Source organism: Priestia flexa (genome assembly GCF_021441905.1).
Taxonomy (GTDB): Bacteria; Bacillota; Bacilli; order Bacillales; family Bacillaceae_H; genus Priestia; species Priestia flexa.
In genome coordinates this window covers 3,065,498-3,084,166 of record NZ_CP090431.1, presented here as the reverse complement: position 1 = coordinate 3,084,166, position 18,669 = coordinate 3,065,498, and the positions used below count along the sequence as shown (strand labels likewise).

General features: G+C 38.8%; 16 protein-coding genes, 1 other RNA gene and 1 other annotated feature. Of the genes, 14 read left to right on the top strand and 3 right to left on the bottom strand.

Annotated features, from left to right (window positions below; all coding sequences use genetic code 11):
* Positions 1-13: 13 nt before the first annotated feature.
* A complete protein-coding gene (gene yajC, locus LZP85_RS15910; protein WP_025908505.1) occupies positions 14-277 on the top strand; it encodes a preprotein translocase subunit YajC in 264 nt (87 codons plus the stop codon).
* A 37-nt stretch (positions 278-314) separates the two neighbouring features.
* On the opposite strand, the gene LZP85_RS15905 is transcribed toward yajC, so the two are convergent.
* Positions 315-698, bottom strand: a complete 384-nt coding sequence (locus tag LZP85_RS15905) for a TIGR04086 family membrane protein (protein ID WP_025911747.1) — start codon at positions 696-698, stop codon at positions 315-317.
* A 143-nt stretch (positions 699-841) separates the two neighbouring features.
* Between LZP85_RS15905 and LZP85_RS15900 the strand changes: the two genes are divergently transcribed.
* Positions 842-1,501 carry a DUF421 domain-containing protein gene (locus LZP85_RS15900; protein ID WP_119543600.1) on the top strand — a complete coding sequence of 220 codons (660 nt, stop codon included), beginning with the start codon at positions 842-844 and terminating at the stop codon, positions 1,499-1,501.
* Positions 1,502-1,529: 28 nt separating this feature from the next.
* Here LZP85_RS15900 and spoVB read toward each other — a convergent pair whose 3' ends face one another.
* The gene (spoVB, locus tag LZP85_RS15895) at positions 1,530-3,080 is read right to left on the bottom strand and encodes a stage V sporulation protein B (RefSeq protein WP_025911743.1); all 1,551 of its coding nucleotides are present in this window, start codon (positions 3,078-3,080) and stop codon (positions 1,530-1,532) included.
* A 149-nt stretch (positions 3,081-3,229) separates the two neighbouring features.
* On the opposite strand from spoVB, the gene LZP85_RS15890 reads away from it, so the two are divergent.
* The 7 genes from LZP85_RS15890 to dtd all read left to right on the top strand — a co-directional run bounded on the left by LZP85_RS15890 (position 3,230) and on the right by dtd (position 12,698).
* Positions 3,230-3,523, top strand: coding sequence for a post-transcriptional regulator (locus LZP85_RS15890; protein ID WP_025911741.1), 294 nt, complete (start codon positions 3,230-3,232; stop codon positions 3,521-3,523).
* 113 nt (positions 3,524-3,636) lie between these two features.
* Positions 3,637-5,871, top strand: a complete 2,235-nt coding sequence (gene secDF / locus LZP85_RS15885; protein ID WP_206782138.1) for a protein translocase subunit SecDF — start codon at positions 3,637-3,639, stop codon at positions 5,869-5,871.
* 136 nt (positions 5,872-6,007) lie between these two features.
* The gene (locus tag LZP85_RS15880) at positions 6,008-6,901 is read left to right on the top strand and encodes a cation diffusion facilitator family transporter (protein ID WP_025911738.1); all 894 of its coding nucleotides are present in this window, start codon (positions 6,008-6,010) and stop codon (positions 6,899-6,901) included.
* A gap of 71 nt (positions 6,902-6,972) precedes the next feature.
* Positions 6,973-9,315 carry a single-stranded-DNA-specific exonuclease RecJ gene (gene recJ / locus LZP85_RS15875; protein ID WP_025911737.1) on the top strand — a complete coding sequence of 781 codons (2,343 nt, stop codon included), beginning with the start codon at positions 6,973-6,975 and terminating at the stop codon, positions 9,313-9,315.
* A 15-nt stretch (positions 9,316-9,330) separates the two neighbouring features.
* A complete protein-coding gene (locus tag LZP85_RS15870) occupies positions 9,331-9,843 on the top strand; it encodes an adenine phosphoribosyltransferase (RefSeq protein ID WP_025911735.1) in 513 nt (170 codons plus the stop codon).
* A gap of 193 nt (positions 9,844-10,036) precedes the next feature.
* Positions 10,037-12,235 carry a RelA/SpoT family protein gene (locus tag LZP85_RS15865; RefSeq protein WP_206782137.1) on the top strand — a complete coding sequence of 733 codons (2,199 nt, stop codon included), beginning with the start codon at positions 10,037-10,039 and terminating at the stop codon, positions 12,233-12,235.
* A gap of 16 nt (positions 12,236-12,251) precedes the next feature.
* Positions 12,252-12,698 carry a D-aminoacyl-tRNA deacylase gene (dtd, locus tag LZP85_RS15860; protein ID WP_025911732.1) on the top strand — a complete coding sequence of 149 codons (447 nt, stop codon included), beginning with the start codon at positions 12,252-12,254 and terminating at the stop codon, positions 12,696-12,698.
* 47 nt (positions 12,699-12,745) lie between these two features.
* Here dtd and LZP85_RS15855 read toward each other — a convergent pair whose 3' ends face one another.
* Positions 12,746-13,603: an N-acetylmuramoyl-L-alanine amidase family protein gene (locus LZP85_RS15855; protein ID WP_226639081.1), complete on the bottom strand. Its 858-nt coding sequence runs from the start codon at positions 13,601-13,603 to the stop codon at positions 12,746-12,748.
* Between the two features lie 177 nt (positions 13,604-13,780).
* Between LZP85_RS15855 and LZP85_RS15850 the strand changes: the two genes are divergently transcribed.
* The 5 genes from LZP85_RS15850 (at position 13,781) to LZP85_RS15830 (ending at position 18,648) form a co-directional block, all read left to right on the top strand.
* Positions 13,781-13,957 carry a hypothetical protein gene (locus tag LZP85_RS15850; protein WP_035321387.1) on the top strand — a complete coding sequence of 59 codons (177 nt, stop codon included), beginning with the start codon at positions 13,781-13,783 and terminating at the stop codon, positions 13,955-13,957.
* Positions 13,958-14,087: 130 nt separating this feature from the next.
* Positions 14,088-14,320, top strand: a binding site (T-box leader).
* Between the two features lie 67 nt (positions 14,321-14,387).
* Positions 14,388-15,656 (top strand): histidine--tRNA ligase, encoded by a 1,269-nt coding sequence (gene hisS, locus LZP85_RS15845; RefSeq protein ID WP_119543605.1) that lies wholly within the window; start codon positions 14,388-14,390, stop codon positions 15,654-15,656.
* Between the two features lie 12 nt (positions 15,657-15,668).
* Positions 15,669-17,447, top strand: a complete 1,779-nt coding sequence (gene aspS / locus LZP85_RS15840; protein WP_119543606.1) for an aspartate--tRNA ligase — start codon at positions 15,669-15,671, stop codon at positions 17,445-17,447.
* A 46-nt stretch (positions 17,448-17,493) separates the two neighbouring features.
* Positions 17,494-17,673, top strand: a non-coding RNA gene (gene ssrS / locus LZP85_RS15835) — 6S RNA.
* A gap of 207 nt (positions 17,674-17,880) precedes the next feature.
* Positions 17,881-18,648 (top strand): tRNA threonylcarbamoyladenosine dehydratase, encoded by a 768-nt coding sequence (locus tag LZP85_RS15830; protein ID WP_206782136.1) that lies wholly within the window; start codon positions 17,881-17,883, stop codon positions 18,646-18,648.
* Positions 18,649-18,669: the final 21 nt, after the last annotated feature.

The window sequence follows — 18,669 nt, the reverse complement described above, 5'->3', positions numbered from 1 at the left end:
AGGAGGAGATCTTGTGGAAATTTTCCAAGCAATATGGCCATTACTTTTAATGTTCGCCATCTTTTATTTCTTATTAATTCGTCCACAGCAAAAGCGTCAAAAAGCTGTACAGCAAATGCAGTCTGAACTGAAGAAAGGTGACAAAGTCATCACAATCGGTGGAATGCACGCTTTAGTTGAAGCAATTGATGAAGGAACAGTTATTGTGAAAACAACAGACGGTTCTAAAATGGTATTTGACCGCGCTGCAATTCGTGAAATCCGTAGCGAAGCGTAATTATAGAAAAAGCTCCTACATTGCTGTAGGAGCTTTTTTATGCTGTTCTAGAGCCTGATAAATTGACCCCAATCACACCGCCGAGCATGGCTACCAGTAAAAACCCACCGTGAAATAAAAGCTGCTGAGCTGAAAAGAGCTCGTTGTATCCAAGAAATTGTAGCATAAGCATAAGAACAGAGTAGATAAGACCAGTTGCTCCACCAATCATCCAACCCTTTGAGCCACTTTTTCCACCTGACATAAATCCACCAATAAAGACTGCCAAAAAGGATAAAATAGCAATCCATAGTTGCAAAGCTTGTTCAGTAACAGACGAAAACTTTAACAAAAGTGCTAACAAAAGGCTGATGACAAAACCGATGATAAAGATGATCATTACTCCAAAAAAGATAGCACTGCTCATTCTTTTTGCTTCCATTACTAAAAACCCCCTTATATGTCAAACTGCAATCTTAGTACGAGCATATTCACAAAATGGAAGAAATAGACGCAAAAAAATCCGTCTATTTTTTGTGTTTAAACGAAAACTAGTCAGGAATGTCAAAGTGCGGAGGTTTTTATATGGAGATCGTAACAATGGTTTTTCGTACTATTTTGTTATATTTTATCGTATTAGTCATCTTTAGACTAATGGGTAAGCGTGAAATTGGCGAGCTCAGTATTTTAGACCTTGTCGTGTTTATTATGCTAGCAGAGCTAGCGGTAGTGGCAATTGAAAATACAAATGATCCATTGCATCATAGCTTAGTTCCGATGATCACCTTACTTGTGATTCAAATTGGGTTGGCTCTTTGGTCACTCAAAAGTAATCGCATGCGCAACTTCTTAGACGGTCAGCCGACGGTTATTATTCAAAATGGCGAAATTCGTGAAAAGGAAATGCAAAAGCAGCGCTATAACTTTAACGATTTACTCATACAGCTTCGCGATAAAAATGTGAAGGATATTGCTGACGTTGAATTTGCTATTTTAGAACCTTCTGGCAAGCTTTCTGTTTTTGAAAAAAAGAATAATACCGCTCCTTTTGGAAAAGAAAGCTTAAATCTGCCTTACATTATTGATGGCGTAGTCCAAGAAGAACATTTAGCACTCGATCACCGTACAACGCTATGGCTTCGCCAAGAATTAAAAAAGCTAGGTTATCAAGAAATAAAGAATATTTCATATTGTACCTACAATAATGGAACCTTTTTTGTAGATAAAGTGGACGAACCAAAATAAAGAAGATGAGTATGGTTGCTCATCTTCTTTATTTCTTTTTAAACAGTCGTAGAATTGAAAAGCGGTTGAGCTCTTCTTTCGTAATAAGCTTGAATAGTAATAAAAGAATAACGTATAACAGGCTTGTTAGCATTATAGAGACTAATGTTTGTAGTACAAGTGGAAGGTTGGCAAAAAAATGTGTAAACGCATACTGTCCCACCCATCCAGCAGCTAACATGACGATACAGCTTTTTACATAATCCATGATTTGTAGCTTATACATAATTTGTTTCGTAACAGTTGATAAATGAAGAAGAGTGACGAGCATAGTGCCAACTACAATAGAAAGTCCGGCGCCCATAATGCCAAGAGTAGGCTGAGAAGCTAATAAAAAAATCAATGCGGTTTTCACAGCTGCGCCAATGAAACTGTTAATCATGGCGGCTTTAGCTAGGTCTAAAGCTTGAAGGACGGCCTGAAGGGGTCCTTGAAAGTAAGAGAAGATAAAAAAGGGTGCCATGACTTTAACAAAGATAGCTGCTTTATCTGATCCGTACATCAATTCCATTATGGGGTTAGCGAATACGTATAATACGACAACGGCAAGTCCCCCTGTTATAAACGATAGGCGCAGCGCTTGGTGAAGTCTATACTGAATTTGTTTCATATGGTTCTTTGCATAGGATTCACTGATAGCAGGTACTAGTGCAGTTGAAAGAGAAACGGTAATAAAGGACGGTAGCATTAATAATGGAAGTGCAAAGCCTGTTAATTCTCCGTACTGCTGAGTAGCGACGGTGGTTGCTACTCCAGCAATCGCTAAGCTCTTGGCTACAACAATTGGTTCTAAAAACCAAGAAACTGAACCAATCATACGACTCCCTGTAGTGGGAACAGCGATTCTCATCAAGTCATAAAAGGTATCTTTGCCAGCACGAAGTGATTGAAAAAAGTTACGACGAACGGTTAACTTCTTTTTTCGTTTAAACATATAGAACATATAAAATAGAGATGCCAATTCTCCAAATACAGAAGAGAGCATAGCGCCAGCAGCGGCATATTCAATTCCATAAGGTAAGAATGCCTTTGTACATACAGCGATTAAAGTGATACGAACGACTTGTTCAATGACCTGCGAATAAGCAGCGGGTTTCATTTGCTGAAGACCTTGGAAATAGCCGCGAATAACCGATGAAATAGCGATAATTGGAATAACAGGAATAACCGCTAATAGTGGATATAAGGTACGCTCATCTGTAAAAAAGGTTTTTGCGATAATAGGAGCGAATACTATTAAACTGAGCGTAAATATAAAACTCAATGTACACGTGATGCTTAAAGAAACAACCAGAATCTTTTTAATTTTTCGTTTGTCACCGAGTGCCTGTGCTTCTGCAACTAGCTTTGAAATGGCTACAGGCAATCCTAACTGCGTTAACGTAATAACGAGTACAAGAGTAGGAACAGCCATCATGTATAGGCCAACACCTTCGTTCCCAATCATTCTTGCAATAACAACGCGGTTAATGAATCCGAGAACTCTTGTAATCAATCCAGCTATAATTAAAATAATAGTACCTTGCAAAAATTTAGACATAGATCCTCACTGCCTTCTTGGACAAATTATAATTGATGTAATCCAATATATGCAGGGAATGTGTCCAAGCATGACAAGGAATCAAAGAAATAACAGAGAGCTTGCTGGCTTATATATTTTGCATGCGTGTGAGAAAAGGAGTCGTGAACATGAATTCGATAATATCAGATGAGCAAAAGACAATCATTCAACCAGTAATTGAGAGTAAGCTAGAAGAATTTCATTTAATTGGTTACGAAGACGTAACGGAAGCAGAATTGTGGGGGTATTTGAACCAAAAGAAGTGGAAAAAGCGTCAAGAATTTTCGTTGCATCAGGTTGTTAGTGACGTGTTGACTGTTAAGATTACTGATGTAATGAGCTATGTAACAATTGAATCTTATAAATCAAATATGTTCGAAACTGTTAGTGACAATGAAGATTGGAAAGAATTATTAAAGTAATGCAAATTTTATGGTTCGTCATTTGACAGACCCCTAGTTATCGAAGATAATTAAGTTGGTATTTTACAGCGATCAGCTCATGTGTTTTACATAAGAAGGAGGATTTCTTATTCATGGTTAAAAGAGGACGTATCGTTACCTTTTTCCTCTTAGTACTTTTAATATTTGGTACAATCGGAACAACGGTTACAGGTATTGCAAAAGATATTAAGCTTGGCCTTGATCTTCAAGGTGGGTTTGAAATTTTATATGATGTAAAACCTGCTAAGAAAGGTGATGTCATAGATAACAGTGCACTTAAAAGCACCGTTGAAGCGCTAAATCAGCGTGTGAATGTGCTCGGTGTAAGCGAGCCTAGTATTCAAATTGAAGGAGATGATCGCATTCGCGTACAGTTGGCTGGTGTTACGGATCAGTCACAAGCGCGTGAGCTATTATCAACTGAAGCAAATTTAACCTTCCGTGATGTAAATGACAATATCTTAATGGATGGTTCTGACCTTGCTCAAAATGGTGCAAAACAATCGTTTGATGAAAACAATCAGCCGAGCGTTTCGTTAAAGCTAAAAGATGCGGATAAGTTTAAAGAAGTAACAAAGAAAGTGCTAGATATGGCACCCAATAACTTATTGGTCATCTGGTTAGATTTTGAGGAAGGAAAAGATTCCTATAAGGCAGAAACAGCTAAGCAAAATCCTAAGTTTTTATCTGCAGCAACTGTAAATCAAGTTTTCTCTCAAAAAGAAGTATCGATTACGGGTGGTAACTTTACAGTTAAAAGTGCGACAGAACTATCAGAGCTATTAAATGCAGGCTCTTTGCCTGTTAAATTGGATGAAATTTATTCAACATCTGTCGGGGCTCAATTTGGTGAGAAAGCTCTCGATATGACCGTGTTTGCCGGAGCAATTGGAATTGCTATCATCTTCCTTTTCATGATTGCATTCTACCGTCTACCAGGGCTTATCGCGGTAATTACGCTAAGCTTTTACGTATATTTAAACCTTTTAGTATTCGATCTTATGCATGTTGTTCTTACTCTTCCAGGGATAGCAGCTTTAATTCTTGGAGTCGGGATGGCAGTGGATGCTAATATCATTACATACGAGCGAATTAAAGATGAATTAAGGACAGGCCGATCTGTAATGTCTGCTTTTAAAGCAGGAAATCGCCGTTCCATTGCAACGATTTTCGATGCAAACTTAACAACAATGTTAGCAGCTGTTGTGCTGTTTATCTATGGAACAAGTTCTGTTCAAGGATTTGCGACAACGTTAATGATTGGGATTGTACTGAGCTTTGTGACAGCTGTATATGGAACGAGATTGTTGCTAGCTCTACTAGTTAACAGCCGTTGGTTAAATAAAAAACCTCACTTATTCGGTGTGAAAAAATCTGAAATTCATGATTTAAGCAAAGACGATGGTCAAACAGTTTTACCAACAGCTTGGGACGGATTTGATTTTGTTAAATACAGAAAACGCTTCTTTGCTTTATCAAGCATCCTTGTTGTAGCTGGAGTTATTGCCTTGCTTATCTTCAAGCTTAACCTAGGAATTGATTTTGCAAGCGGAACGCGAGTTGAAGTAGCAAGTGATAAAGCTTTAACTCAAGAACAGGTAGAAAAGGACATGTCTTCAATTGGATTAGAATCAGACGATGTGATTATCACGGGTGATGATAAAAAGACGGGAGTTGCCAGCTTTGTAGGTGTACTTTCACAAAAGGAAATTGCTGATTTAAAGGATTACTTCAGTGGAAAGTATGGCTCAGAACCTAACGTAAGTACAGTGTCTCCGACTGTCGGAAAAGAGCTAGCACGCAATGCAATGATTGCCGTATTAATTGCTTCTATTGGAATTATTATTTATGTAGGGTTCCGATTTGAGCTGTATATGGGATTAGCTGCCATTGTAGCCTTATTACATGATGCCTTTTTCATCATTGCTTTCTTCAGCTTAACTCGTCTTGAGGTTGATTTGACATTCATTGCGGCAATCTTAACAATCGTTGGTTATTCAATCAACGATACGATTGTAACGTTTGACCGCATTCGAGAGAATATGAAGAAATTCAAATCAAAAACGTTTGAGGACTTAAAGTTTATCGTGAACTTAAGTTTGCGTGAGACCCTAACTCGATCGTTGAATACGATTATTACGGTAATTATTGCTGTAGCAGCACTGTTGATTTTTGGAAGTGACTCAATTCTAAACTTCTCTATCGCTCTACTAGTAGGATTAATTGCAGGTACGTACTCATCGATTTTCATTGCCTCTCAGCTGTGGCTTGTATGGAAAGGCAAGCAGCTAGAACGTAAGAGAGTCGTTGAAAACGAAACAGAATAAATGAATGAAAAAGTGCACGGATTATTCCGTGCACTTTTTCTGTGTCTGCCCTTTCAATTCACATCATAAGCTTAGTAGTAAAAGAGAATTTTGGGTACGCTAATGAATAGTGTCGTTCTAGAAAGGGTGTGAAAAAATGGACAATGAACAGCGGTTTAAAGAAGCACAAACTGCTGCGATGGTAGGGATGGTTGGTAATATTGTCTTGGCTATCATGAAATCGATTGTAGGCGTCATGGCAAACAGTCGAGCACTCATAGCGGACGCCGCCAATTCTGTTTCAGATGTTGCAGGCTCACTTGTGGTTTTTATTGGTGTGAAAATTGCAAAGCAGCCACCTGATGAAGATCATCCTTATGGACATGGAAAAGCTGAATCAATCGCTGCTATTATCGTAGCCGTTCTTTTAGCCATTGTAGGAATTGAAATTTTAACTTCTTCTTTCCAAGCATTTTTTAATCGGATAGAGCCTCCTAAAATTTTTGCTGTCTATGCTCTAGTTGCGGCTATCATTATTAAAGAAGGATTGTACCGCTACACATACCGTATTGGAAAGAAAATAAAAAGTGACGCTGTTATGATTAATGCTCATGATCATCGAGTGGACGTGTTCTCTTCTTTTGCAGCGCTTGTAGGTATTGGAGCTTCTCTTATTGGCGATGAAATTGGGATAGAGTGGTTAGTGTATGCGGATCCTCTCGCAGGGTTAATTGTTTCTGTACTTGTGTTAAAAACAGCTTGGACACTAGGAGCAGAGGCTTTTCACAATACGTTGGATCATGTTCTTCATGAGGAAGATATCGCACATTTAAAAGAGATCGTGTTAGGCGTTGAAGGTGTTGAACGAATTGACACGCTTCATGCAAGAGAGCATGGTTACTATGTTATTGTTGATTTGCGTATTTCAGTCGATCCGTTTATCACGGTGAAAAAGGGCCATCAAATTGGAAAAGTAGTAAAAGAGAAGTTACTGGAAGAACCGAATATTCAAGGTGTATTTGTTCATATTAACCCATATTCAGAAAGTTAAGATTAAGCTCACTCATTGCCCGTTTGGATTGCCTTTAGTATAATTATGTGGGTTAAGGGGTGAGATGAGATATGCTACAGTCAAAGAAGCGTTGGAATGTAAAACATATAGATGATCCACTTGTTGATGAATTTGCAAAGAAACTCAATATTACACCTCTCGTTGCTTCACTGCTTATTAATCGAGGAATTCAAACAGTAGAAGAAGCCTCACAGTTTTTACATATTGAGGATGAATCTTTTCATGACCCATTTCTTTTAGAAGGTATGGAAGAAACGGTTGCGCGTATTCGTCAAGCGATTGAAAACAATGAACGTATTATGATATATGGGGATTATGATGCTGACGGTGTAAGCAGTACGTCCGTTATGCTTTCTGTTTTAGGTCAACTCGGAGCGCAAGTTGATTTTTATATACCCAATCGTTTTACAGAAGGCTACGGCCCAAACGAACAGGCATTTAGACAGATTGGTGATGAAGGATATGGATTAGTTATTACAGTAGATACTGGAATTTCCGCTGTTAAAGAGGCAAAGCTAGCAGCTGAGATAGGGTTTGATTTAATCATTACAGACCACCATGAACCAGGTCCAGAAATTCCGGAAGCCTATGCGATTATCCATCCTAAACTTCCAGGTGGAGGCTATCCATTCAAAGAGCTAGCTGGAGTTGGAGTAGCGTTTAAATTAGCTCACGCTTTGCTCGGTGAAGCTCCTGAACATTTATTGGAGCTAGCTGTCATTGGTACAATTGCTGATTTGGTGCCGCTAGTAGGAGAAAATCGACTAATAGCGAAAAAGGGCTTACGCTATTTAAAAAGTTCAACTCGACCTGGAGTTGAAGCGCTATTAAAAGTGTGCAGTGTGAAGAAAGAAGACATTACGGAAGACACAATTGGTTTTGCCCTTGCTCCAAGAATTAATGCTGTAGGTCGTCTTCAAGATGCGAACCCGGCAGTCGATTTACTTATGTCTGCTCATTATGAAGAAGCAATCGAGTTAGCAAAAGAAATTGATGCTTTAAATAAAGAGCGCCAACAGATTGTAAATGAAATTACGCAAGAAGCAATCGATACTGTAGAAAGCCTATATCCGCCTAGTGAAAATGCAGTCTTAATTATTGAAGGTGAAGGGTGGAACGCAGGAGTTGTTGGAATCGTAGCTTCTCGGTTGGTTGAAAAGTTCTATCGTCCAACTATTGTGTTAAGTCTGGATCACGAAACCGGCTTAGCAAAAGGGTCGGCAAGAAGCATTGCTGGATTTGATTTATTTGCAAACTTATCAAAGAGTCGTGATATTTTACCGCATTTCGGGGGCCACCCGATGGCTGCAGGGATGACGCTTGAAGCGAAGAATGTTGAGCTACTGCGCCAGCGTTTAAATGAACAAGCGCGAGAAGTGCTAACTGAACAAGACTTCATTCCGATTACCTCGATTGATACGATATGCAAAGTTGAGGATATTACAATCGCTGGTATTGAAGAGCTCCAAACACTCGCTCCTTTTGGCATGCATAACCCCAAGCCGAAGGTGCTTGTTGAGCGTGTTACGCCAACATCAATGCGTAAAATCGGCAGTGATAAAAACCATTTAAAGCTTGTTGTAGAAGATAATGGGCTATCAATTGACGTCGTAGGGTTTGGTTTAGGACATGTATTAGATGAAGTCTCTCCGTTAGCCAAAGTATCGTTAGTCGGTGAGCTTTCAATTAACGAATGGAATAATATACGCAAGCCACAGCTCATGATTGAAGATGTAGCAGTGAGTGAATGGCAGCTTTTTGATTATCGTAATTCATTTGATATGAAGAGATTCTTTCAAGAAATTTTCACGAAAGAAATGGATATCGTGACGTTTAATCAACAAACCGTTCAAAAGCATGCAGCGATTTTGCCGATGGATCAAGTCGTTGAGATTTCGACAGATGAACAAGCTAGTCTATATAATTCAGCTGATAAACAAATGATTCTTTTAGATTTACCAGATTCAAAAGAGAGGTTAAATCTCTTATTTGCTGAAGGAAAGCCGGCTCGAATTTATGCGATGTTCGTAACAGAAAATGATAGTTATTTTGATACGATTCCGACTCGTGAACATTTTAAGTGGTTTTATGGACTGCTGGCTAAAAGAAGCCCGTTTGATTTAAAACACTATAAAGAAGAGATTGCCATTCATAAAGGCTGGACAAAAGATACAATTGATTTTATCTGCCAGGTGTTTTTCGAACTAGAATTTGTTACAATAAACAATGGTCTAATTTCGCTAGTGAAAAATAGTCCTAAACGTGATTTAATAGAGTCTGTGACTTATCGCAAGAAACAGCAACAAATTGAAATGGAAAAAAACTTTATTTATAGTTCATATGCACAGTTAAAAAGTGAGTTTGAGAAGCTTCTTGCAAGTGCGGATGAATGAGGAGGCAACATTAGAATGAATTTTAAAGATTATATTACAATTGTACCTGACTGGCCAAAACCAGGTATTAAGTTTAAAGATATCTCAACATTAATGGATAATGGTGAAGCGTATCGTGCAGCGACAGATGAAATCATGAAGTATGCAAAAGATAAAGAGATTGATATCATCGTTGGGCCTGAAGCACGTGGGTTTATCGTTGGTTGTCCAGTTGCGTATGCGCTAGGTGTAGGCTTTGCACCAGTTCGTAAAGAAGGTAAATTACCTCGTGAGGTAATTAAAGTTGATTATGGCTTAGAATATGGAAAAGACGTATTAACAATCCATAAAGATGCAATTAAGCCAGGGCAACGCGTATTAATTACAGACGACTTATTAGCAACAGGTGGAACAATTGAAGCAACAATTAAACTAGTTGAAGAACTAGGCGGAGTAGTTGCTGGCATTGCGTTCCTTATTGAGTTATCATACTTAGATGGACGCGAAAAGCTAGAAGGGTACGACGTATTTACATTAATGACGTACTAATGAACGGATTTATAATCAAACAGAGAAGTGCCTAAATGAATTAGGCGCTTTTTTGTTTAATACGAAGAAAGCAAAAGATTGAAATGTGACTTTATTTGATAAATTATTACCAAAGGCTTTACATCTCTATTAATTTTCATGATAATAGTTACAATATGAATTAATAAAAATGCTAGTTGATAAAGGTGATTTCATGGCAAATGAGCAAGTCCTAACAGCAGAACAGGTCATTGATAATTCGAGACGGTATTTGGATGAAGAGGATGTTGCGTTTGTTCAAGCAGCATATGATTTTGCAAAAGAAGCACATAAAGAGCAATATCGTAAATCAGGAGAACCGTATATCATTCATCCTATACAGGTTGCAGGGATTTTAGTTGATCTTGACATGGATCCAGCCACAATTGCAGCTGGATTCTTACACGATGTCGTTGAAGATACAGAGATAACGCTAAAAGATTTAGAGAAAGCTTTCAACTCAGAAGTTTCAATGTTAGTAGACGGTGTTACAAAACTTGGGAAAATTAAATATAAATCAAAAGAAGAGCAGCAGGCAGAAAACCATCGCAAAATGTTTGTTGCAATGGCACAAGATATTCGCGTTATTTTAATTAAGTTAGCCGACCGTTTGCATAATATGCGTACATTAAAGCATTTACCACAAGAGAAACAGCGCCGCATTTCAAACGAAACGCTGGAGATTTTTGCACCGCTTGCTCATCGCTTGGGGATTTCAAAGATTAAGTGGGAGCTTGAAGACACAGCTCTGCGCTATTTAAATCCGCAGCAGTATTATCGAATTGTAAACTTGATGAAGAAAAAGCGAGCAGAGCGTGAACAGTACTTAGAAGAAGTTATTGATGAAGTACGCGAGAACGTTGATGATGTGTCGATTAAAGTTGAGATTTCAGGTAGACCAAAGCATATCTATTCAATCTATCGCAAAATGGCCCTTCAAAATAAGCAGTTTAATGAAATCTATGATTTGCTTGCAGTGCGTATTATTGTAGACAGCATTAAAGATTGCTATGCGGTACTTGGTATTATCCACACCTGTTGGAAACCAATGCCTGGCCGTTTTAAAGATTATATTGCAATGCCAAAGCAAAATATGTATCAGTCTCTTCATACAACCGTTATTGGGCCAAAAGGCGATCCTTTGGAAGTTCAGATTCGTACTTTTGATATGCATCAAATTGCAGAGTATGGAATTGCTGCACATTGGGCTTATAAAGAAGGCAAGTCAACGGAACATGCATCTTTCGAAGAGAAGTTGACTTGGTTCCGCGAAATTTTAGAGTTCCAAAATGACGCTAATGATGCAGAAGAGTTCATGGAATCATTGAAAATTGACTTATTTTCGGACATGGTCTATATTTTTACGCCAAAAGGCGATGTGATTGAATTACCGTCTGGTTCAGTTCCGATTGATTTTGCATATCGCATTCACTCAGAAATTGGGAATAAAACAATCGGTGCGAAAGTCAATGGAAAGATGGTCACGCTGGATTATCGTCTAAAAACGGGAGATATCATTGAAATTTTAACATCTAAGCATTCCTATGGACCAAGTAAAGATTGGCTGAAGCTTGCTCAAACATCTCAGGCAAAAAACAAGATACGTCAGTTCTTTAAGAAGCAAAGCCGAGATGAAAATATTGAAAAAGGCAAAGAGCTTGTTGAAAAAGAAATTCGTCAAATGGAATTTGACATAAAAGAAGTATTAACAACCGATAATATTAAACGAGTAGCCGAAAAGTTTAACTTCTCAAATGAAGATGATATGTATGCAGCAATTGGATATAACGGTTTAACTGCTGCTCAGGTTGCGAATCGTTTGACAGAGAAATGGCGAAAGCAGCGTGATCAAGAGCAGGAAGTGCAGGTAGATGATCTGGCTCGAGATACGGCAGCGAAGCGTGTACGTCAGCATAAGCGCAAAGACTCTGGTGTTATTGTACCAGGTGTTGAAAATATGCTTATTCGTTTATCGAAATGCTGTAATCCAGTTCCTGGTGATGAGATTGTAGGATTCATTACAAAGGGTCGGGGAGTATCTGTTCACCGCGCAGACTGTTTAAATGTCCATACGGAGGATTCGGAAAATCGTTTAATTCCAGTTGAGTGGGAAACGCATATTAAAGAAGGTAAAGAATTTAACGTCGAGATTGAGATATCTGGTTATGATCGTCGCGGCTTGTTAAACGAAGTGCTTCAAGCTGTCAATGAAACAAAAACCAATATTTCAGCCGTCTCTGGTCGATCGGATCGAAATAAAATGGCAACCATTAATATGTCAATCTCTATTCATAACATTAGTCATCTTCATAAAGTTGTTGAACGAATTAAGCAAATTCGTGATATCTATTCGGTTCGTCGTATTATGCATTAAGAAAGGTACGTGAAGAATGAAAGTTGTAGTGCAGCGTGCAAAAGAAGCAAATGTTACCGTTGAAGGTGAAGTCGTTGGTGAAATTAGCAAAGGCTTTATGCTCTTAGTAGGAGTTACGCATGAAGATGAAATGAAAGATGCGGATTACCTTGCAGATAAAATAGTCAACCTACGAGTGTTTGAAGATGAAACAGGAAAAATGAATCACTCATTGCTCGATATTGAAGGTGAAATTCTATCTGTTTCGCAGTTTACGTTATATGGTGATTGTCGAAAAGGAAGACGCCCAAATTTTATGGGAGCGGCAAAGCCAGACAAAGCGCTTACGCTGTATAATTATTTTAACGAGCAGCTAGAAAAAAAGGGAGTTCGTGTTCAAACCGGCTCGTTTGGAGCAATGATGGACGTTAGCTTCACCAATGATGGGCCTGTTACGTTAATTATTGAAAGCAAAGATAAATAAATGATTAAAAAAGCGTCTGTTGCATCATGTGCAAACAGGCGCTTTTTCTATTGTTGGTTGAAGTATTGCTGAATTCCTACGGCTACTTGGTGAGCGACTCTTCGCTGATACTCAACGGAATTAATGTAGGTTTCCTCACGCTTATTACTTAAAAAACCTAGCTCTAATAAAATGCTTGGGCGATTATTTTCACGCAGCACGTAGTAGTCTCCAAAACGCACTCCTTTGTCCTTTAAGTCACTGTGATGGACAAGTGAAGCGTGGACAGAGCCAGCTAGAATAGAGTCTTGGTTATCATGGTAAAAGTACGTGATGAGTCCTGTTAAGTCAGGGTTAGCAACGCTGTTATAATGAATGCTAATATATAAATCAGCGCTGTTTGAAGCTAGGATACGATTGGACAGCTCTACATATGAATCGTCTGTTCTTGTTAATTTTACGGTGGCACCATCGTTTTGAAGCTCTTCTTGTACGAAACGAGCAGTTCGGAGCGTTAAGTCCTTTTCATACGTACCTTGTGTACCTATGGCCCCTTTATCTTTCCCACCGTGTCCAGGATCTAAAATGATGGTTTTCCCTTTTAAATAATCTGTAGGTGCGTTTTGGATAACAGGTGTAGATTTTAGCTCAATTTGCTGCTGTGGAGAGAGGTTGTTAAAGTCTAATAACGCTGTATGTGGTTTAGAAATCCAGCCTTCAAGGTCTTGAAATTGTACAAAAAGCCAATTTCCCTGCTGATCTATAACGCTAATCTGATCATTTTGCTTAAGTGTTGCTGAAATGGAAAAAGCTAAACCTGGTCCTGTTCGAACATGTAAGGTATCGGCTGTAACGATTCTAGGTGAAAAACTCGGAGATTCTGGCTGATCGAAGGAAGAGAGACAAACGAGTATGATAACAGACAACAAGAAATAAAGTTTAGATGAACGAAAAAAAGCGATACGTATCCCTCCTTTATCACAGACTAAGTAATTCGAGGTTGTGAAAAAAAATCCTTTCATTTATGAAAGATGTCGACTTTTTTGGCAATGCTATAAAGAGCATATTTAGTGTGAAAGCACTTAGAAAGAAGGGATACGTACATGAAATTTAGTGATAAAGGAGAGCATTCCTTTCAACAAAATCAGTCGCTTTTCGGCATGCAGTTCCACGACTTCGTAGATAAAGAAAAAGATGCTTCGTCAATTGAATTAGCGTCTGAATTTGGTTTGTCGCTTCGAGATGTGCAAAAGCTTAGGAAACAGCTAAACCGCTCATAATTCATTTCGTTTCCAACTTACCAATAATTTATGGCCGTGAAGTTCTTGACAACTGTTCATTTCATTCGTAATATAGTAAACAATTGCTATATTTTAACGAACGGCTATTACATAGCTTAATTTTATATGAATAGAACCTATGATGAAGAAAAGTAATTGAGATGACACATGGAGAGAGAAAAAATGCCTTGGGCTGAAAGCATTTTACATGATGACTCAATGAATGAACACTTCGGAGGTTTCGCTCTGAAAGCACGGTTAGTAGGAGCTGAACGGTTTCGTACGTTAACGAATGAGTGGAAGTGTACAGCATGTATGCTTCAATTAGGGTGGTACCACGTGATTTAAACTCTCGTCCCTACTAGTTGCTAGTAGAGATGAGAGTTTTTTTGTTATAGAAAATGAAGTTATAGGAGGCATATGACGCTTTATGTCAGTTCAAATACCAAGAGGAACTCAAGATATCTTACCAGGAAAAGTAGAATACTGGCAGTTTGTGGAGCAAAAAGCTCGTGAAATCTGTCGTGCATTTAACTACAAAGAAATTCGTACACCAATGTTTGAGCATACGGAGTTATTTCAGCGTGGTGTGGGAGAAACAACTGATATTGTTCAAAAAGAAATGTATACCTTCAAAGACCGAGGGGATAGAAGCTTAACGCTTCGTCCGGAAGGAACTGCTGCTGTTGGACGTTCTTACGTAACGCATAAAATGTTTGGAAATCCAAATCAACCAACGAAGCTTTTCTATATTGGTCCCATGTTCCGATATGAAAGACCGCAAGCAGGGCGCTTCCGCCAATTCGTTCAGTTTGGTGTTGAAGCTCTTGGAGTAAACGATCCAGCTATTGATGCAGAAGTGTTAGCGTTATTAATGAATTTTTACCAATCGCTAGGTTTAAAAAAGCTAAAGCTAGTTGTAAACAGCTTAGGAGATACGGAAAGTCGTCAAGCGCATCGCCAAGCGCTAATTGATCATTTCTCTCCGCGTATCGGTGAGTTTTGTAGCGATTGTCAAAATCGTTTGCACAAAAACCCACTTCGCATTTTAGATTGTAAGAAAGATCGTGATCATGAGCTTATGAACACAGCGCCGTCTATCTTAGAGTATTTAAATGACTATTCAAAAGAGTACTTCGAAAACGTACAGCAATACTTAACAGATTTAGATATTGAGTATGTCGTTGACCCAACGTTAGTTCGCGGATTAGATTACTACAATCACACAGCGTTTGAGTTAATGAGTGAAGCAGATGGATTTGGTGCTATCACTACGCTATGTGGCGGAGGACGTTATAACGGACTTATTCAAGAAATTGGTGGACCTGAAACGCCAGGAATTGGGTTTGCTTTAAGTATTGAGCGCTTATTGTCAGCATTAGAAGCTGAAAACATTGAGCTTCCAGTTGAAAAAGGCATTGATTGCTATGTTGTAACGCTTGGTGATGCAGCAAAAGCAAAATCAGTCGCGCTTGTTAATAAACTACGAAAAGCAGGATTTGTAGCAGAAAAAGATTATCAAGATAAAAAAGTAAAAGGTCAATTCAAATCAGCAGATCGTTTGGAAGCAAAATACGTAGTGGTCCTTGGTGATGATGAATTAGCTAAAGGCGTAGCCAACGTCAAAGATATGGCACTAGGCGAGCAAGAAGAAGTGAAGTTAGAAGAGCTAGTAGCTTACTTAGAAAACAAAGCTTAAGGAGGAACAGTCATGACAAAACGTTCATATTACTGTGGTGACGTAACGGAAACGGCCATTGGTGAAAAAGTATTGTTAAAAGGTTGGGTGCAAAAACGCCGTGATTTAGGAGGGTTAATCTTTATCGATTTACGTGATCGAGGAGGCTTAGTACAAGTCGTATTTAACCCTGGGGTATCACAAGAAGCGCTTGAAATTGCAGAAAGCGTTCGTAACGAGTATGTATTACAAGTTGAGGGGAAAGTAGTCGGCAGACAAGAAGGAACGATTAACCCGAACTTAAAAACAGGTAAAATAGAAATTCACGCTGAGCGTATTACGGTATTAAATGAAGCAAAGACGCCTCCGTTTGCTCTTAATGATCAAACGGATGTATCAGAAGATGTTCGTTTAAAATATCGTTATTTAGATCTTCGTCGTCCAGAAATGTTTTCAACGTTAAAGATGAGAAGTGACGTTACAAAAACAATTCGTAATTTCTTAGATGATAACGACTTCTTAGATGTAGAAACACCAATTCTAACAAAAAGTACGCCAGAAGGTGCTCGTGATTATCTTGTACCAAGCCGCGTGCACCCAGGTGAATTTTACGCGCTTCCGCAGTCGCCACAAATCTTTAAACAGCTGTTAATGGTAAGCGGCGTAGAGCGCTACTATCAGATTGCGCGATGCTTCCGTGATGAAGATTTACGTGCTGATCGTCAACCTGAATTTACGCAAGTCGATATTGAAACTTCTTTCTTAACGCAAGAAGAAATCATGACATTGACAGAAGAAATGATGTCAAAAGTGATGAAAAATGTAAAAGGATTAGATATTCAAACACCTTTTCCACGCATTTCTTATGATGAAGCAATGAGTCGCTTTGGTTCTGATAAGCCAGATACGCGCTTTGCTATGGAGCTTGTCGATTTATCTGAGCTTGTAAAAGATTGCGGGTTTAAAGTGTTCAGTGCAGCGGTAGAAAGCGGTGGGCAAGTTAAAGCAATTACCGTTAAAGGAGCTGCGGGGAATTATTCTCGTAAAGATATCGATGCGTTAACAGATTTTGTGAAGATTTACGGTGCGAAAGGTCTTGCATGGCTAAAAGTTGAAGCTGAAGGACTGAAAGGACCAATTAGTAAATTCTTTAACGAAGAAGAACAAGCGCAGTTTATGAGCACGCTACAGGCTGAAGAAGGCGATTTATTATTATTTGTTGCGGATAAAAAATCAGTAGTGGCAGATGCATTAGGTGCGCTCCGATTAAAGCTGGCTAAAGAGCTTGGCCTAATTGATGAGTCACTATTTAACTTCCTGTGGGTAACAGATTGGCCACTTCTTGAGCATGATGAAGAAGAAGGTCGTTACTATGCAGCTCACCATCCGTTTACAATGCCGGTTCGTGAAGACTTACCACAGTTAGAAACGAATCCAGGTGCCGTTCGCGCTCAAGCGTATGATCTTGTTCTAAACGGCTATGAGCTTGGTGGTGGATCACTGCGTATTTATGAGCGTGACATTCAAGAACAAATGTTTAAAACGCTTGGCTTTACGCTTGAAGAAGCGCATGAACAATTTGGTTTCTTACTTGAAGCATTTGAATACGGTACACCTCCTCACGGTGGAATTGCATTAGGACTTGATCGTCTTGTTATGCTGCTTGCTGGACGTACGAACCTTCGTGATACGATTGCATTCCCGAAAACAGCAAGTGCAAGCTGTCTACTAACAAACGCACCGGGTGAAGTAAGCGAAGCTCAGCTTGAGGAACTAAATCTAGATATTCGAAAGGCAAAAACAGAAGCATAATATTGCAAAACAAAATCTTCTGTGATAAGATACTTTCAAGAACAATAGAGTCCTGATATGTTCGTCTTTACAACAGTTTTGACCGAACAATTTGTTGCTTGGGAACTCGGAGTTTTTATACAGCGTACATGCCTTTTCTAAGGACTTACAATGTGTAAAACAGAGTACCCACCTGCCGAGAGCGGGTTCAAAACGAAAGCATTAAGACGGCATTATTGGGACTAGCGTACATAAAAACCTTCTCTGTTTCGTATAGAGAAGGTTTTTTTATGAGTTTTAATACGTAAACCGATAGACATGCTTGCTTTTGAAGAAAAGTGTGTTATAGTCTAATTCGTATAAAATCATTATGCAAGCATTTGCGATGATAGAAAAACTTGAAAAGTATACACTACTAAAAAGTGTTGAAATAGAAAGGCGGAGTGTTGAAACAATGTTGCATCAATTTTCACGTAATGAACTAGCGATTGGGAAAGATGGCTTAGCAACTTTAAAAGGGAGTACAGTAGCTATTTTAGGAATTGGAGGCGTTGGTTCGTTTTCGGCAGAGGCGCTTGCTCGTTCAGGTGTTGGACGATTAATTTTGGTTGATAAAGACGATGTGGATATCACAAACGTAAATCGTCAAATTCATGCTTTATTATCAACAGTAGGTAAACCTAAGGCAGATTTAATGCGAGATCGAATTCTTGATATTAATCCTGATTGTGAAGTCATCTCGTTAAAAATGTTTTATACAGAAGAAACATATGAGCAGTTTTTTAGCTATGAACCTGATTTTGTGGTTGATGCTTCTGATACTATTTCGTATAAAATTCATTTAATGAAAGAGTGTTTAAAGCGAAATATCCCGATAATCTCAAGCATGGGCGCTGCTAATAAAATGGATCCAACGCGCTTTAAAATTGCTGATATTTCAAAAACTCATACGGACCCAATTGCGAAAGTCGTGCGTACGCGACTTCGTAAAGAAGGAGTTCGCAAAGGAATTAACGTTGTCTTTTCTGATGAAAGACCAATCGTTATTCGTGAAGAAATCCGTAAAGAAGTAGGAAACGATGCAGCGGAAATTCGCAAAGCCAAAATGCCACCATCATCAAATGCATTTGTTCCCTCTGTTGCAGGTTTAATCATGGCTGGACACGTCATTAATGAACTGCTAGCAAACGTAACAATTAAGCGAGTTGGCGACGATAAGTAATAAAAAGCCCCAGTAGGCTCT

Bases quoted from the DNA above. Each gene is read 5' to 3' on its own strand.
- LZP85_RS15905 (WP_025911747.1), bottom strand. From the start codon at position 698: ATGGAAGCAAAAAGAATGAGCAGTGCTATCTTTTTTGGAGTAATGATC.
- LZP85_RS15900 (WP_119543600.1), top strand. From the start codon at position 842: ATGGAGATCGTAACAATGGTTTTTCGTACTATTTTGTTATATTTTATC.
- spoVB (WP_025911743.1), bottom strand. From the start codon at position 3,080: ATGTCTAAATTTTTGCAAGGTACTATTATTTTAATTATAGCTGGATTG.
- LZP85_RS15890 (WP_025911741.1), top strand. From the start codon at position 3,230: ATGAATTCGATAATATCAGATGAGCAAAAGACAATCATTCAACCAGTA.
- secDF (WP_206782138.1), top strand. From the start codon at position 3,637: ATGGTTAAAAGAGGACGTATCGTTACCTTTTTCCTCTTAGTACTTTTA.
- LZP85_RS15880 (WP_025911738.1), top strand. From the start codon at position 6,008: ATGGACAATGAACAGCGGTTTAAAGAAGCACAAACTGCTGCGATGGTA.
- recJ (WP_025911737.1), top strand. From the start codon at position 6,973: ATGCTACAGTCAAAGAAGCGTTGGAATGTAAAACATATAGATGATCCA.
- LZP85_RS15870 (WP_025911735.1), top strand. From the start codon at position 9,331: ATGAATTTTAAAGATTATATTACAATTGTACCTGACTGGCCAAAACCA.
- LZP85_RS15865 (WP_206782137.1), top strand. From the start codon at position 10,037: ATGGCAAATGAGCAAGTCCTAACAGCAGAACAGGTCATTGATAATTCG.
- dtd (WP_025911732.1), top strand. From the start codon at position 12,252: ATGAAAGTTGTAGTGCAGCGTGCAAAAGAAGCAAATGTTACCGTTGAA.
- LZP85_RS15850 (WP_035321387.1), top strand. From the start codon at position 13,781: ATGAAATTTAGTGATAAAGGAGAGCATTCCTTTCAACAAAATCAGTCG.
- hisS (WP_119543605.1), top strand. From the start codon at position 14,388: ATGTCAGTTCAAATACCAAGAGGAACTCAAGATATCTTACCAGGAAAA.
- aspS (WP_119543606.1), top strand. From the start codon at position 15,669: ATGACAAAACGTTCATATTACTGTGGTGACGTAACGGAAACGGCCATT.
- LZP85_RS15830 (WP_206782136.1), top strand. From the start codon at position 17,881: ATGTTGCATCAATTTTCACGTAATGAACTAGCGATTGGGAAAGATGGC.